At 66.6% G+C, this 15,002-nt stretch carries 12 protein-coding genes; 8 read left to right on the top strand and 4 right to left on the bottom strand.

Annotated elements, in window-relative coordinates:
- Window positions 1-102 precede the first annotated feature (102 nt).
- The 5 genes from trxB (at window position 103) to HWX53_RS05120 (ending at window position 3,927) form a co-directional block, all read left to right on the top strand.
- Window positions 103-1,110 carry a thioredoxin-disulfide reductase gene (gene trxB, locus HWX53_RS05140; protein WP_175939732.1) on the top strand — a complete coding sequence of 336 codons (1,008 nt, stop codon included), beginning with the start codon at window positions 103-105 and terminating at the stop codon, window positions 1,108-1,110.
- A gap of 218 nt (window positions 1,111-1,328) precedes the next feature.
- The gene (locus HWX53_RS05135) at window positions 1,329-2,120 is read left to right on the top strand and encodes a Smr/MutS family protein (protein ID WP_175939731.1); all 792 of its coding nucleotides are present in this window, start codon (window positions 1,329-1,331) and stop codon (window positions 2,118-2,120) included.
- 10 nt (window positions 2,121-2,130) lie between these two features.
- A complete protein-coding gene (locus tag HWX53_RS05130; protein ID WP_175939730.1) occupies window positions 2,131-2,751 on the top strand; it encodes a trimeric intracellular cation channel family protein in 621 nt (206 codons plus the stop codon).
- Between the two features lie 115 nt (window positions 2,752-2,866).
- The gene (locus HWX53_RS05125) at window positions 2,867-3,520 is read left to right on the top strand and encodes a protein-L-isoaspartate O-methyltransferase (protein WP_175939729.1); all 654 of its coding nucleotides are present in this window, start codon (window positions 2,867-2,869) and stop codon (window positions 3,518-3,520) included.
- Window positions 3,521-3,603: 83 nt separating this feature from the next.
- Window positions 3,604-3,927, top strand: a complete 324-nt coding sequence (locus HWX53_RS05120; RefSeq protein WP_175939728.1) for a rhodanese-like domain-containing protein — start codon at window positions 3,604-3,606, stop codon at window positions 3,925-3,927.
- Between the two features lie 108 nt (window positions 3,928-4,035).
- Here the strand turns inward: HWX53_RS05120 and HWX53_RS05115 are convergent, their stop codons facing one another.
- From HWX53_RS05115 to hemC, 3 genes are read right to left on the bottom strand one after another with little or no spacing between them, the layout of a single operon-like run.
- On the bottom strand, window positions 4,036-5,229 hold the full coding sequence (locus HWX53_RS05115; RefSeq protein ID WP_175940616.1) for a heme biosynthesis protein HemY: 1,194 nt from the start codon (window positions 5,227-5,229) through the stop codon (window positions 4,036-4,038).
- Window positions 5,229-7,277 (bottom strand): fused uroporphyrinogen-III synthase HemD/membrane protein HemX, encoded by a 2,049-nt coding sequence (gene hemDX, locus HWX53_RS05110; protein WP_175940615.1) that lies wholly within the window; start codon window positions 7,275-7,277, stop codon window positions 5,229-5,231. Before hemDX ends, HWX53_RS05115 begins: the two co-directional genes overlap by 1 nt.
- 8 nt (window positions 7,278-7,285) lie before the next feature.
- Window positions 7,286-8,296 carry a hydroxymethylbilane synthase gene (hemC, locus tag HWX53_RS05105; RefSeq protein WP_175939727.1) on the bottom strand — a complete coding sequence of 337 codons (1,011 nt, stop codon included), beginning with the start codon at window positions 8,294-8,296 and terminating at the stop codon, window positions 7,286-7,288.
- Window positions 8,297-8,576: 280 nt separating this feature from the next.
- Here hemC and ppc point away from each other — a divergent pair, with 280 nt between their 5' ends.
- Window positions 8,577-11,684, top strand: a complete 3,108-nt coding sequence (ppc, locus tag HWX53_RS05100) for a phosphoenolpyruvate carboxylase (protein ID WP_175939726.1) — start codon at window positions 8,577-8,579, stop codon at window positions 11,682-11,684.
- Window positions 11,685-11,708: 24 nt separating this feature from the next.
- On the opposite strand, the gene HWX53_RS05095 is transcribed toward ppc, so the two are convergent.
- Window positions 11,709-12,461, bottom strand: a complete 753-nt coding sequence (locus HWX53_RS05095) for a class I SAM-dependent methyltransferase (RefSeq protein ID WP_175939725.1) — start codon at window positions 12,459-12,461, stop codon at window positions 11,709-11,711.
- A gap of 158 nt (window positions 12,462-12,619) precedes the next feature.
- Between HWX53_RS05095 and HWX53_RS05090 the strand changes: the two genes are divergently transcribed.
- Both HWX53_RS05090 and argH read left to right on the top strand, forming a co-directional pair.
- The gene (locus HWX53_RS05090; protein WP_175939724.1) at window positions 12,620-13,444 is read left to right on the top strand and encodes a helix-turn-helix transcriptional regulator; all 825 of its coding nucleotides are present in this window, start codon (window positions 12,620-12,622) and stop codon (window positions 13,442-13,444) included.
- A gap of 54 nt (window positions 13,445-13,498) precedes the next feature.
- Window positions 13,499-14,902, top strand: a complete 1,404-nt coding sequence (gene argH / locus HWX53_RS05085; RefSeq protein WP_175939723.1) for an argininosuccinate lyase — start codon at window positions 13,499-13,501, stop codon at window positions 14,900-14,902.
- Window positions 14,903-15,002: the final 100 nt, after the last annotated feature.

The raw sequence follows: 15,002 nt of genomic DNA, 5'->3' as shown, positions 1-15,002 counted from the left end.
ATCCAACTACGGGTCATCGGCGGCACGCATCAGGTGCCGAACTTGCTGCGCGAAGCAGAGCGCATGCACTGCCGATCCGACCATCCATAACGGACCACCATCATGTCATCACCGCAACCCGCGCCCAAACACGCCAAAGTGCTGATTCTCGGTTCCGGCCCCGCCGGCTATTCCGCCGCCGTCTACGCGGCCCGGGCGAATCTGGCGCCGCTGCTCGTCACCGGCCTCGCGCAAGGCGGCCAGCTGATGACCACCACCGACGTCGAAAACTGGCCGGGCGATCCCTCGGGCGTGCAGGGTCCGGAACTGATGCAGCGCATGGAAGAGCACGCGCGCCGGTTCAACACCGAAATCGTCTTCGACCACATCCATACCGCAAAGCTCAACGAGCGTCCGCTGCGGCTGATTGGCGACGCCGGTGAGTACACGTGCGATTCGCTCATCATCGCGACGGGCGCGTCGGCGCAATATCTCGGCAATCCGTCGGAACAGGCGTTCATGGGCAAGGGCGTGTCGGCCTGCGCGACCTGCGACGGCTTTTTCTATCGCAACGGCGAAGTTGCTGTGATCGGCGGCGGCAACACGGCCGTTGAAGAAGCGCTGTATCTGTCGGGCATCGCGAAGAAAGTGACGGTCATTCACCGCCGCGACAAGTTCCGCGCCGAGCCGATCCTGATCGACCGCCTGCTCGCGAAGGAGAAAGAAGGCGTCGTCGACATCAAGTGGAATCACGTGCTCGACGAAGTGACCGGCGACGAATCCGGCGTCACGGGCCTGCGCGTCAAGCACACGCAGACCGGCGAAACCACCGACATTCCGCTGCAAGGCGTGTTCGTCGCGATCGGCCACAAGCCGAACACCGAGCTCTTCGCGGGTCAGGTGGAAATGAAGAACGGCTACATCATCACCAAGGGCGGCACGAGCGGCAACGCGACGGCAACGAGCATCCCCGGCGTGTTCGCCGCGGGCGACGTGCAGGACCACATCTACCGCCAGGCCATCACCAGCGCGGGAACCGGCTGCATGGCCGCGCTCGACGCGCAGCGTTATCTGGAAGCGATCGACGAAACGCCGACGCCGCACTCGATGAGCCACGAAAAGGATCGGTAAGCACGAGGGCGCGGCGCGCCTTCACCCTTGACGACCCATTTCGTCGAAGAACGGGCCCCGGTTCGCGCCGCGGCCCGTTTTTTGTTTCCAGCATTGTCAAAGGCTATTTCCCGCCGGCGCATTCGGCGACGACCGCGCCCGTGGCACAATCGGCGCGCTGCGTCGGATCGCGTCTCCCGTCCGCCGCTGCCCGCGCAGTCGTACTTTCTGGCCGAACGATGCCGAAAAATCATCCTCACCCGAACGAACCGAAGCCTCGCCGTCCGCAGACGCCGCGCGCGGCCGCTGTCGAAAAGCCGCCGGCCGCCGATCCGCGCGATGTCAAGGACGCAGTCAAGCGCGACGGGCTCGCGGGGCTGGCCGCGCTGAAAACCGCACTGGAAGCCGACGCCGACAAGCGCGCCGCCGAACGCGCCGCAGCGGTGCTCGCCGAGCGTGAAGCGGCCGCGCACGCGGATGAGTTTCGCCGCTCCATCGGCCAGATCGAGCCGCTCAAGACGCCGCCGCGCATGACCGTGACGCGCGTGCCCCCGCCGCCGCTTCCGCTGCAAAGTCGCCGCGACGAGGAAGCCGTGTTGCAGGAGGCGCTCTCCGATGAGTACGACCCGGAAAGCCTGCTCGATATCGACGAGACGCTTTCTTACTGCCGGCCGGGCATCAGCCAGGAAGTCGTGAAGAAGCTGCGGCGCGGCGCGTGGATCGTCCAGGCGCAGCTCGATCTGCACGGCATGCGGCGCGAAGAAGCGCGCGAGGCGCTCGCGGAATTCATCCGCGAATCGGTGAAGCGCGGCCTGCGCTGCCTGCGCGTGATTCACGGCAAAGGGCTCGGCTCCATCGGCAAGGAACCGATTCTTAAAGGCAAAGTGCGCGCGTGGCTCACGCAGAAGGCGGAAGTGATTGCCTTCTGTCAGGCACGTCCGCACGACGGTGGCGCGGGCGCCGTGCTCGTCCTATTGCAGCCGGGCGGCACGCCGCGGCATCACAATCATCCCCAAGACAAGACCCGCTGACCGAACGACCGTGCATCCGAGACTCACCCTCGCCATTTCCATCATGGAGGCGTTCGCGATCTTCGCGTATGCGCTCTCCGGCCTCATCGAAGCACGAAAGCGGCGGCTCGACGCCGTGGGCGCCTTTCTCGTGGCGCTCGCGACCGCTTTCGGCGGCGGCACGGTGCGCGACGTGCTGCTCTCGCGCCGCCCGTTCTACTGGGTCGAGCATCAGGATTACGTGCTCGCGATCTTCGCGATGGCGATCTTCGCGCCGCTTTTTCTGCGGCTGACTTCGCGCCTGTTCGACCAGCGCGCGCTCCTCGTCACCGATGCGATCGGGCTCGGCCTCTTCAGCGTGTCGGGCACGTCCATCGCGCTCGATGCGCAGATGCCCGCGTTCACCGCGACGATGATGGGCGTCACGACCGGCGTCTTCGGCGGCATCATGCGCGACGTGCTGTGCAACGAGATTCCGCTGATTCTGCGCGATTCGCGGCCCTACGCGGTGTGCGCCTTCGCGGGCTGCTGGATCTATCTCGGCCTCGCGCAACTGGACGTCGACACGATCTACAACGTGCTGCTTTCGACGGCGTTCATCCTCGTCGCGCGGCTCGCCACGTTCAAGCTCGACATTCGCCTGCCGCATTAGGGCGGGCGGGAAAACCCGTCGGTTTGCTACAATCGCGAAGTCAATCCGCCCCGTCCGGCCGCTCGCGCCGGGGCTTCGGGGCACCGGTTTCCTGTCGTCAACACGCACACAGAACATGAACATCGAGCAAGCGCGTTTCAACATGATCGAGCAACAGATTCGTCCCTGGGATGTGCTGGACCTGGACGTGCTCAACCTGCTGTCGATCGTCAAGCGCGAGAACTACGTTCCCGCCGCCTATCGCAACATCGCTTTCGCGGACCTCGAAATTCCGCTGCCGGGCGGCGAGCGCATGCTGGCCCCGAAGATCGAAGCGCGCATCCTGCAAGAACTAACGGTGCACAAGGGCGAAACGGTGCTCGAAATCGGCTCGGGCTCGGGCTACATGGCCGCGCTCCTCGCGCATCGCGGCCGCAGCGTGACGACCGTCGAGATCTCGCCGGAACTCGCCGAATTCGCGAAGCAGAACCTCGCGGCCAACGGCGTGACGAATGCTGAAGTGGTCGTCGGCGACGGCGCGCGCGGCTGGAGCCAGGGCGCGCCGTTCGACGTGATCTGCGTGTCGGGCGGCCTGCCCGTGATGCCGCAGGAATTTCTGGAACTGCTGAACATCGGCGGGCGCATCGCGGCCTTCGTCGGCACGGCGCCGGTGATGGAAGCGCAGATCATCACGCGCATCGACGAGAAGCAGTTCCGCGTGTCGGCCGTGTTCGAGACGTTCGTCGCGCCGCTGAAGAACGCGCTGCATCCGCCCGCGTTCAAGTTCTAAGAGCTCCTGTCTCACCGCCGGGCCGCCGGGCCTTTCCCGCGCCCGGCGTCCGCTTCGCCCACTTCTTCCGCGCCCGCCATTCCATGCAAAACCTGACCGCATCCGAACTCGCCGCGTGGCTCGCGGATTCTTCTCGCCCCGCTCCCGTTTTGCTCGACGTGCGCGAGCCGTGGGAGCTTCAGACCGCGAAGATGGAGAACGTCGTGTCCATTCCGATGCGCGACATTCCCGCGCGCAGCGAAGAACTGGAAGACGACGCGCAGATCGTCTGCATCTGCCATCACGGCGCGCGCAGCGCCCAGGTTGGCATGTTTCTCGAATCGCGCGGCTTCACGAACATCTTCAATCTGTACGGCGGCATCGACGCGTGGTCGCGTCAGGTGGATCCTTCGGTTCCGACGTATTGAAGCTCGGCGGGCGTCCTCGCCCGCGTCTCATACTGCTATTTCGGCGCTCCACAAAACTAAGCCGCATACGCTCGCACGCATGCGGCCTTGTCACGCTGAACCCACGCCCTAGACGACGTTCATCGCCAGCGCGCTCGCCCGATAATGCTCGGCGGCCTTCTCGGTATCGCCCAGTTGCTCATGCAGGCGCGCGAGCGCGCGATGCGTCCGGATCTTGAGCGGCTCGTTGTCGGCCAGTTTGAGCGCCGACTCCAGAAACGCCTGCGCCTTGCCCCACAACTGCTGATGCAGGCACAAGCGCCCGAGCGTGAAAAGCAGGTCCGCGTCCTCGGTGCGCTCCTTCTGCCACGCCTCGGCGCGCTGAATGAGCGGGAACGCATCGCCGCCCACCACGCAATCCGGATAGCGCCGCAGCAGGCGCGCGTCCCAATTATGCGCGAGCGCCTCCTCGACGATCTTCCTCGCCTCCGCGCGGCGATCGAGCGCGATCAGCAATTCCGCGGCGAGATCCGCGAGCCGCGGCGACTGGCGCTCCGTCGCGGAGAGCGACTGCCAGAATTCGAGCAGCGCGTCCGGATTGTGCCGCCGGTCACGCAGCAGATTCTCCGCCGCCACCTGCCGCAAACGCACGGCGACCGCCGGATGCAACGCCTCGCGCTTCTCCAGCATGCGCACGAGCTTCAGCACTTCGGCCCAGTTCTTCAACTGCTGCTGCGCGCGCAGCGCGATCTGCTGCGCGTGAATGCGCCGCCCGCCTTGCGCCTGAATTTCCGTCAACGCGACGAGCGCGCCGTCCGCGTCGCGGCCATCGGCGCGCATGTCGGCGGTAGCCATCAGACGCGCGTCCTGCCAGTCCGCGCCGCTGATCTGCGCGAGCCATTCATCGCGACGCCCGTATTCATGCAGCCGATGCGCCGCATTCGCGCCGATCAGCCCCGCCGCGCCCTGGTTTTCCGCGACGGAAAGCGCATCGCGCGCGGCCTTCTCCGCCTTCGAGAAACGCCCGGCGTACAGGTGGCCGATAGCATCGCGCAACGAAGCGTTCGCCTTCGCGAGCCGGCTGCGGGCGCGGTAAGCGGCCACGCGCTGCGGCATTTTCCAGACGCCGCGCGCCGCCCGAATCAGCGCGTAAAGCGCGATGAACAGCACGACGAGCGCCACCGCGAACAGATTGAGCGACACGTCCACGCGATACGGCGGAACGACGATCAATACCTGCCCACCGTTGAAGCCGCCGACCGTCGCGACGATCACCGCGACCGCGAACAGCAGCGCGAGCCAGATGAGTCCTCGAATCGTCATCATCCGCCTCGCTTGAACTGATGAACGGCGGCAAGGCTCGCGTCCAGGTTCGGCACGGCGACCGCGAGCGACGCCTGATCGACCTGCTTCACGAGATCGCGCACGGCGGCGACCTTTTTGGACGACGGATCGAAGTAGCGGCCGAGCGCGGCATCCGCTGCCGCGAGATCCGACTTCAGCGTGGATTCGCTGCGCGAAAGCAGCGACAGACGCGCCGACAACAGCCGCAGCTTCACGTTCTCCCGCACGAAGTAGCCTTGATCGGGCGAGGTCAGCATGGCGTCCGCATTGTCGATGCGCCGCACCGACACGAGACTCGACAACTGTTGTCCGATGCCGCTCGTGATCTGCCGCCACAGCACCTTCCAGCGCGGCTCGCCGGTGGCCGCCGCGATCGACGCGCTGTCGCCCGGCGCGGCGGCCTGCGCCCGCGCGCGCTCGATCGGCGCCTCGCCTGCGAGCGGCAAGCCGTCGACCTGCTCGATGGCCGTGTCCAGCTTGATGGCGAGACCGGTGAGGTCGGTGGTTTGCGTCGACTTCAGCTTGTCGATGTCCTGCGCGATGGCCTTGCGGATCGCGACGACTTGCGGCCCGGTCGTCGCGGCGAGGCGCGTGTCGGCGCTTTGCAGCGCGAAGAGCGCGAGCTGGACATTGCCGGTCAACTGCAACTGCTGGCTTGCGCTGGAGAGAATCTGCTCGACTTCCGCGATCGTCCAGTCGTCGCGGTTGCTCGCGAGATCCTGATACTGCTGCTGCAACGCCTGGCTGTGCGCTTCCGCATCGGCGAGCTTGCCCTGCAACTGGATCAGCTGCGTGTTGAGCGCGGAGGTAGCGCTCGCCGCCTGATCGGCCTTCGCGCGCAGAGCGGCGTTCTGGGCATCGGCTTCTTCGACGCGCTGCGCCATTTCCTGTTCCTTGCGGTCCATTTTGCGGTTCAGCGCGTAGCCGCCCGCGCCCGCCGCCACCGCCAGAATGACGACGAGAAACCACAACAACACAGTGCCCGCGCCGGCGCGCCGCTTCTGCTGTTCATACGGCGTGAAGGGCGTGTTCGGCGGCAAGGGCGGTGTCACGTTCGGCTGAGGTGAAGCTTTCTTGGAATCGTTCGAGTCAGTCATGCGTGATTGAGCCGTTTGGTGGGCCGGCGGCGTGGCCGGCGATGTGTCGGTCGCTCGAGAGAATGCGCCGGCCGTCGCCTGCGCGTCGGGCTCCTGATCCGCTGCCGAGGCGTAGGGAAACAGCGCCTCCAGCGTATGCACGATGCGTTCGTCGCCGGCGCCGGACACCGTAATCCTATCAAAACCCGTTTGGCGCGCGGCTTCGGCAATGCGCGGGTGTGGGCAGACGACGCGTGCGTGCTTGAGCCGCGCGATCTCGTCGGCGGTGAGATGCTCACGGGCGAGCTCGTCCAGATTGCGCACGCCTTCCGAACTGGTCAGCAGCCACGCGTGATCCCCGCCAAGCAGCGCGTGGATGCGCTCCCACTTTCGCATCGACGGCTCGGGCAGCAGACGCCGGTAGGCCGCGACCTTCGTCACCCTGGCGCCGGCCTGTTCGAGCCGTTCGGCGAGCCACTCGCGCCCGCCGTCGCCGCGCACGATCAGGACGCGCCGGCCGTCGAGCCCGTTCGCGCCGAAGTGCGACTCGATGGCGGCGTAGAGCGCCTCGGAATCGAAACGTGGATCGTCAGCTTCTTCCGACGGGCTGATCACGCGATGCGCCGGCGCATGCACGCCTTGCCGCGCGAGCGCCGCGACGCTGCCCGGGCCGACGACTGCCACCGGCACGTCCGCCGGCCACGGGGCGAAGAGGCGGCCGAACGCATGATCGACCGCGTTCGGCGACACGAACACAACAAGCGCGTAGCGCTCGGGCGCGTACAGCTCGTCGAGCGCGGCGCGAAGGGGCGCGTCGTCGGCGACCGGCGCGATGTCGATCAGCGGGAACTCGAACGCATTGAAACCGGCGCGAGCGAGCCGCTCGACGAGCGCCGACGACTGCCCGCCCGGACGCGTGATGACGACGGTGGCGCGGACCGCGCTCGCCATCATCGCCATCAGGATGCGTTCGCCGCGGGCGGCGGCTCGTTGGGCGCGTCGGCGCGGCTCATGGTCGAAAGCGCGTTCACGATCTCGCTCGCGCCCTGCGCTTCGAGATCGGCCGACACCCGCTGACCGAGCGCAAGCGCGCCGGCCAGATCGGGCGCGCGCACCGATTCTTCCGCGCGCAGCATGCGCTTGCCGTCAGGCATCGACACCGCGCCGCGCAAAAACAGCGCGCCGTCGCGCCAGTGCGCGAACGCGGCGAGCGGCACTTCGCAGCTTCCGCCGAGCGCGCGCGACACCGCGCGTTCCGCTTCGACGGCGAGCGCGGTCGCTTCGTCATGCAGCGGCGCGAGCCACGCGGCGAGTTCCGGGCGATCCGCGCGGATCTCGATGCCGAGCGCGCCCTGCCCCGCCGCCGGCAAGCTCTCGGACTCATCGAGTAAAGCGCGAATACGCGATTCGAGGCCGAGCCGCTTCAGACCCGCCGCCGCCAGAATGATCGCCGCGTAATCGCCGCGATCGAGCTTGGCAAGACGCGTGTCGAGATTTCCGCGCAGCGGCCGCACTTCGAGATGGGGGAAGCGCGCGCGGATCATCGCTTCGCGGCGCAGGCTGGACGTGCCGACGACACTGCCCGCAGGCAAGGCATCGAGCGATTCGAAATGCGGCGACACGAACGCATCGCGCGGGTCTTCGCGTTCGAGAATGGCGCCGAGCGTGAAGCCTTCGGGCAACTGCATCGGCACGTCTTTCAGCGAATGCACCGCGAGGTCGGCGCGGCCTTCCGCGAGCGCGGCTTCCAGTTCCTTCACGAAAAGACCCTTGCCGCCGACCTTGGACAGCGTGCGGTCCAGAATCTGATCGCCGCGTGTCGTCATTCCGAGAATTTTGACGTCGCAAGATGGATATAATTTGTGCAGCGCACACCGCACATGCTCGGCTTGCCACATCGCGAGCCGGCTCTCCCGCGAAGCGATCACAAGCGTGGCGGGCGGTGTCGTTGAATGCGTCTCGGAATTCATTGATGCTCGATCGAATACGGGATGAAATAACAAACAATGGTAGCACGCACGCCACGGTCCATTCGGGCATGGGCGGCGCGCGAGAGCCTTGTCCGGCGCGCCTTTCCGAGCGCCGGGAAGCGGGCTCGGCGCATGGGGAGACACATGCGCCGGGCGCGGACGCCGCGCACACGTTCATCTTGCTGGTCCGCATGACTTGCTTCGGGCGGCGCCGCACAGGCCGCCGTTTCGCCGATGGTCCCTGGCTTCGCCTATCAGAGAGCAGAGAGAGGAACTCAACGTGACGTCTTCCGCATCGGCCCGCCCGGCGCGCCGCAACGCCGCATCGCCCGACTCATCCTCCGACACGTCCATCGCGGCTGCGTCGCCTTCCATTCCGAAGACGCGGGCCGCAGGCGCCGCGAAAGCGTCCACGGCGGCCGTCGCCGTCCAGGAGAAGCCGGGCGTCGAAGTGATGGTGAAAGCGCCGAAGCCGGCGAAGGCGTCGAAGAAGGCGAAGGCCTCTTCGCCCGCCGATGACAGCGCCGCCGTTGAGTTCGCCGATTCCGCTGACCGCGCGAAGCCCGCGAGCCGCGCCCGCGACGACAAAGACCGCCCGCTGTTTGAAGACATCCGCTTTCTCGGCCGCGTGCTGGGCGAAGTGCTGCGCGAGCAGGAAGGCGACGCCGTGTTCGATATGGTCGAGGCGATTCGTCAGACCGCCGTCAAGTTTCGCCGCGAGGACGACGTGGACGCCTCGCAGACGCTCGAAAAGCGCCTGCGTGCCTTGTCGCCGGAGCAGACGGTGTCCGTCGTGCGCGCGTTCAGCTATTTCTCGCATCTCGCGAACATCGCGGAAGACCGTCACCACAACCGCCGCCGCCGCATCCACGCGCTCGCGGGCTCGGCGCCGCAGCCGGGCACCATCGCCTATGCCATCGAGCGCATGCGCGAGCAGAAGAACGTCAGCGCCACGCGCAAGATGCTGCAGAAGTTCTTCGACGACGCGCTGATCGTTCCGGTGCTCACCGCGCACCCGACCGAAGTGCAGCGCAAGAGCATCCTCGACGCGCAACACGACATCGCGCGTCTGCTCGCCGAGCGCGATCAGGAACTGACCGCCCGCGAACGCGCGCAGAACGAGGCGGTGCTGCGTGCGCGCGTGACGTCGCTCTGGCAGACGCGCATGCTGCGCGACGCGCGCCTGACCGTCGCCGATGAAATCGAGAACGCGCTCTCCTACTATCGCGCGACTTTTCTCGCGGAGATTCCCGCGCTGTACGCCGACATCGAAGCCGCGCTCGCCGAGCACGGCCTGCCCACGCGCCTGCCGCCGTTCTTCCAGATGGGAAGCTGGATCGGCGGCGACCGCGACGGCAACCCCAACGTCACGGCGGAAACGCTCGACGCCGCCATCACGCGGCAGGCGACCGTCATCTTCGAACACTATCTCGAAGAGGTGCACAAGCTCGGCGCGGAACTGTCGGTGTCCAATCTGCTTGCCGGAGCGAGCGATGCGCTGCTCGCGCTCGCCGATGCGTCGCCTGACCATTCGCCGCATCGCACGGACGAGCCGTACCGGCGTGCGCTGATCGGCATTTACACGCGGCTCGCCGCGAGCGCGCGCGTGCGGCTCGGCGAAGGCGTGGTGGCCGTGCGCAGCGCCGGGCGCGGCGCGGCGCCGATTCGCGCGACGCCGTATGCCGACGCCGCCGAATTCACGCGTGATCTGAATGTGCTGATCGAATCGCTTGCGCAGAACCACGGCGCGTCGCTGGCGGCGCAGCGCCTGTCGCCGCTCGCGCGGGCGTCCGAAGTGTTCGGCTTTCATCTGGCAAGCATCGACTTGCGGCAAAGCTCGGATATCCACGAAGCGGTCGTCGCGGAGCTGCTCGCGCGCGGCGGCGTCGTCGCCGATTACGCGTCGCTCGACGAAGCGCAGAAGCGCGACGTGCTGCTGAAGGAGCTCGGCCAGCCGCGGCCGCTGCGCCTGCCGTATGCGCAATACTCCGATCTCGCGAAAAGCGAACTCGGCGTGCTGGAAGCAGCGCGGGAAATCCGCGAGAAGTTCGGCGCGCGGGCGGTGCGCAACTACATCATTTCGCACACGGAAACCGTCAGCGATCTGCTGGAAGTCATGCTGCTGCAGAAGGAAACCGGCGTGCTGCAAGGCTGTCTCGGCAGCAAGGACGACGCCGCGCGCGACGGCCTGATGGTCATTCCGCTCTTCGAAACCATCGCGGATTTGCGCAATGCGCCCGTCATCATGGGCGAATTCTTTGCGCTGCCGGGCATCGACAAGCTGATCGAGAATCAGGGCCAAGAGCAGGAAGTCATGCTCGGCTATTCGGACAGCAACAAGGACGGCGGCTTTCTCACGTCGAACTGGGAGTTGTATCGCGCGGAACTGGCGCTCGTCGCGCTGTTCAAGGAACGCAAGACGACGCTCAGGCTCTTTCACGGGCGCGGCGGCACGGTCGGGCGCGGAGGCGGTCCGACGTATCAGGCGATTCTGTCGCAGCCGCCCGGCACCGTCGACGGCCAGATTCGGCTGACCGAGCAGGGTGAAGTGATCGCGAGCAAGTTCGCAAACGCGGAAATCGGACGGCGCAATCTGGAGACGGTCGTGGCCGCGACGCTCGAAGCAACGCTCTTGCCGCACGAGAACGCGCCCGCGCAACTGCCGCAGTTCGAAGCGACGATGCAGACGCTTTCGGATGCCGCGATGTCGGCGTATCGCGCGCTCGTCTACGAGACGCCCGGCTTCACCGATTATTTCTTCTCGTCGACGCCGATTGCGGAAATCGCGGAACTGAACATCGGCAGCCGGCCGGCGTCGCGCAAGCTGCAAGACCCGAAGCATCGGAAGATCGAAGATTTGCGCGCGATTCCGTGGGGCTTCTCGTGGGGCCAGTGCCGGCTGCTCTTGACCGGCTGGTACGGCTTCGGCAGCGCGGTGACCGCTTATCTCGATGAAGCCGGATCGGATGCCGAGCGCGCCCGGCGTCTTGCCGCGCTTCGCAAGATGCACAAGACCTGGCCGTTCTTCAAGAATCTGCTGTCGAATATGGACATGGTGCTCGCGAAGACCGACCTCGCGGTGGCGTCGCGTTACGCGCAGCTCGTCAGCGACAAGAAGCTGCGCAAGCTCGTGTTCGACAAGATCGTGGCCGAGCACGAGCGCACCTGTCACGTACTCACCGAGATCACCGGCCGAAGCGAGCGGCTCTCCGACAACCCGCTGCTCGCTCGTTCGATCAAGAACCGCTTCCCGTACCTCGATCCGCTGAATCACCTGCAGGTGGAACTGCTCAAGCGCCACCGCGCGGGCGATCAGAACGTGCGGCTGCGGCGCGGGATTCATTTGACCATCAACGGTATCGCGGCGGGGCTGCGTAACACCGGCTGATGGTCGCCGCCAGGCAAAGCGGCTTCAGTCGCGCCGCTTTGCCTCGATCATCAACGCGTCCAGCTCGAACGAAAAGTCGTCCTTCACACCGAAGTACTGGCGCACTTCCTCGGGCGCGCTCGTCCACATCGACTTGATCGCCGTCACGCGCTCGGCCGGCGTGCGCATTCTCGTCACCCATGCTTCGAATTCCAGCGGAAGGCGCCAGCGTTCGGTCACGCGCGCGTCGAAGCCGGCGGCGTCGAGCATCGCAATCCACTCGTCCGGGCGATAGTCGCGGATATGCGATGCGTCGCGCAGCACTTCGATCGCCTGAATGTGCGTGTCGAAAAGCGGATCGTCGATGCCCGCGATGTCGATGAACTTGAGCCGCCCGCCCGGCTTCAGCACGCGATGCACTTCGGCGAGCGCCTTCGGCACGTCGCGCCAGTGATGCGCGCTCATGCGGCTGATCGCCCAGTGAAACGAGGCGTCGTCGAAAGGCAGCGTTTCGGCCGCGCCCTGCTGCGTGCGGATGGTCGTCAGCCCGCGCTCTTTCGCGGCGGCTTCGACGGTGGCGAGCATCTGCGGCGCGATGTCGTAGGCCACGACTTGCTTCACATGCGGCGCGACCGCAAAGCTCGCGTGACCCGCGCCGCAGCCCATGTCCAGCACCGTCGCGTTGCCGCAGGTCGCGGCGAGGTTCTGCAAATCGGCGCCGGTCGCGTGGACCTGGCTCGTGAGATACGCGGCGGCAGTGCTGCCGAAGGCGTCGGCGACCTGTTCGTGGTGTTTCATCGTGACTCCGCATGGTGGACGTGTTGTGCATCGGATACCGGTCGTAGCAGCGCCGGCCTGCCGATACAATAGAGCCCGCCTTGTACCGGTACAAGTTGACTGGTTATCCTGGTATCCGAAACACCCGTCGCGCGCCGACGTTTGTGTCCGAAGTCCGCATGAACCGAACCGAAAACAAGCCCGCCGAACCGCTCGCCGGACCGCTCCCTGATACGCCCGCCCGCGCGCTCGGCGATTTCATCCGCACGCATCGCGAGCGTCTGTCGCCGCTCGCGGTCGGTTTGCCGCCGGGTCCGCGCCGCCGCACGCCCGGCCTGCGCCGCGAGGAAGTCGCGCAACTGTGCGGCGTGAGCCCGACCTGGTACACATGGATCGAGCAGGGCCGGCCGGTGTCCGCTTCCGCCGACGCGCTCGCGCGCATCGCCGTCGCGCTGCAACTGTCGCGCGCCGAACGCGCGTATCTCTTCGAACTCGCCGCGCAACGCGATCCCGCCGAGCCCGATCCCGCCGCGCAGGACGTCCCCGCCGCGCTGTTGCAGACGGTCGGCCTGATCGACGCGCCCGCCTACGTGCTCGACCGCCAGTGGAACGCGCTGCGCTGGAACGCGCCGGCGGCGGACCTTTTCGTCGGCTGGCTCGACGGCGAGCATGACCGCAATCTCTTGAGTTACACGTTCACGTCGCCGGCGGCGCGAACGCTCATCGTCGACTGGGAAACGCGCGCGCGGCGCCTCGCCGCCGAATTTCGCGCCGATTCCATCCGCCATCTGAACGATCCGCCGACGCGCGCATTGATCGACGCGTTGAGCGCCGCAAGCGATGCCTTCGCGCGCTACTGGGCCTCGCAAGACGTGTTCGAGCGCGAAGGCGGCGAGCGCGCGTTCGACCATCCGTCGCGCGGGCGCGTGGTGTTCAATCAGATCACGTTCAAGCCGGCGCATCGCGAAGACCTGAAGCTCGTGATTCTGGTCGGGGACGCGTAGCCCCGAATGTTAAAATTCTCGTCTTTCTGACGCCTCGAACGCCGAAAACACACCATGACGTCCCAACTTCACAAAAAAGGCGAAGCCTGGTCGGCTCGCTTCTCCGAGCCGATGTCCGAGCTCGTCAAACGCTATACGTCGTCGGTGTTCTTCGACAAGCGGCTCGCGCTGGTCGACATTCAAGGCTCGCTCGCGCATGCGTCGATGCTCGCGGCGCAGAAGATCATCGGCGCGGACGACCTCGCGGCCATCGAGCGCGGCATGGCACAGATCAAGGGCGAGATCGAGCGCGGCGAGTTCGAGTGGAAGCTGGATCTCGAGGACGTGCACCTGAACATCGAGGCGCGGCTCACCGCGCTGATCGGCGATGCGGGCAAGCGGCTGCACACGGGCCGCTCGCGCAACGATCAGGTCGCGACCGATATCCGCCTGTGGCTGCGCGGCGAGATCGACCGCATCGGCGAGTTGCTGAAGGACCTGCGCCTCGCGCTCATCGACATGGCGGAGAAGCACGCGGACACCATCATGCCCGGCTTCACGCATCTGCAAGTGGCGCAGCCGGTGACGTTCGGGCATCACCTGCTCGCCTACGTCGAGATGTTCACGCGCGATGCCGAGCGCATGCGCGACTGCCGCCGTCGCGTGAACCGGCTGCCGCTCGGCGCGGCGGCGCTCGCGGGCACGAGCTATCCGATCGACCGTCACGCCGTGGCGGCCTCGCTCGGCTTCGACGGCATCTGCGCCAATTCGCTCGATGCGGTGTCCGACCGCGATTTCGCGATCGAATTCGCGGCGGCGGCCGCGCTCATCATGACGCACGTCTCGCGCTTCTCCGAGGAACTGGTGCTGTGGATGAGCCCGCGCGTCGGCTTCATCGATCTGGCGGACCGCTTCTGCACCGGTTCGTCCATCATGCCGCAGAAGAAGAACCCGGACGTGCCGGAACTGGCGCGCGGCAAGACGGGCCGGGTGAACGGGCATCTGATGGCGCTGCTCACGCTGATGAAAGGTCAGCCGCTCGCGTACAACAAGGACAACCAGGAAGACAAGGAACCGCTCTTCGACACGGTCGATACGGTCGCCGACACGCTGCGCATCTTCGCCGAAATGGCCGCGGGCATCACGGTGAAGCCGCAGGCCATGCGCGCCGCCGCGCTGCAAGGCTTCGCAACCGCCACCGATCTCGCGGACTATCTCGTGAAGCGCGGCCTGCCCTTTCGCGATGCGCACGAAGCGGTGGCGCACGCGGTGCGCATCTGTGACGAGCGCGGCTGCGATATCGCGGACCTCTCGCTCGACGCGATGCGCATCGAACTGCCGAACGTCGCGCATCTCATCGGCGAGGACGTGTTCGACTATCTGACGCTCGAAGGCTCGGTCGCGAGCCGCAATCATCCGGGCGGCACCGCGCCGGATCAGGTGCGCGCGGCGGCCAAGGCGGCACGCGAGGGGCTCTGAACGCCGTCATCTACCACGCATCGGAAGTGACATGACCCGCGCAACGCGGGTCTTTTTTTGGCGGCATTCGCGCAACCGAGCGCGCCTTGCCATGCGCGCG

Source organism: Caballeronia sp. BCC1704 (assembly GCF_902833455.1).
In the GTDB taxonomy this organism is placed as follows: domain Bacteria; phylum Pseudomonadota; class Gammaproteobacteria; order Burkholderiales; family Burkholderiaceae; genus Caballeronia.
The sequence above is the reverse complement of the archived record's forward strand: the minus strand, read 5'-3'. Positions and strand labels throughout refer to the sequence as shown.

What these genes read in the sequence shown, in the direction of transcription:
- trxB (WP_175939732.1), top strand. Translation starts at nt 103, where the DNA reads ATGTCATCACCGCAACCCGCGCCCAAACACGCCAAAGTGCTGATTCTC.
- HWX53_RS05135 (WP_175939731.1), top strand. Translation starts at nt 1,329, where the DNA reads ATGCCGAAAAATCATCCTCACCCGAACGAACCGAAGCCTCGCCGTCCG.
- HWX53_RS05125 (WP_175939729.1), top strand. Translation starts at nt 2,867, where the DNA reads ATGAACATCGAGCAAGCGCGTTTCAACATGATCGAGCAACAGATTCGT.
- HWX53_RS05120 (WP_175939728.1), top strand. Translation starts at nt 3,604, where the DNA reads ATGCAAAACCTGACCGCATCCGAACTCGCCGCGTGGCTCGCGGATTCT.
- HWX53_RS05115 (WP_175940616.1), bottom strand. Translation starts at nt 5,229, where the DNA reads ATGACGATTCGAGGACTCATCTGGCTCGCGCTGCTGTTCGCGGTCGCG.
- hemDX (WP_175940615.1), bottom strand. Translation starts at nt 7,277, where the DNA reads ATGGCGAGCGCGGTCCGCGCCACCGTCGTCATCACGCGTCCGGGCGGG.
- hemC (WP_175939727.1), bottom strand. Translation starts at nt 8,296, where the DNA reads ATGAATTCCGAGACGCATTCAACGACACCGCCCGCCACGCTTGTGATC.
- HWX53_RS05095 (WP_175939725.1), bottom strand. Translation starts at nt 12,461, where the DNA reads ATGAAACACCACGAACAGGTCGCCGACGCCTTCGGCAGCACTGCCGCC.
- HWX53_RS05090 (WP_175939724.1), top strand. Translation starts at nt 12,620, where the DNA reads ATGAACCGAACCGAAAACAAGCCCGCCGAACCGCTCGCCGGACCGCTC.
- argH (WP_175939723.1), top strand. Translation starts at nt 13,499, where the DNA reads ATGACGTCCCAACTTCACAAAAAAGGCGAAGCCTGGTCGGCTCGCTTC.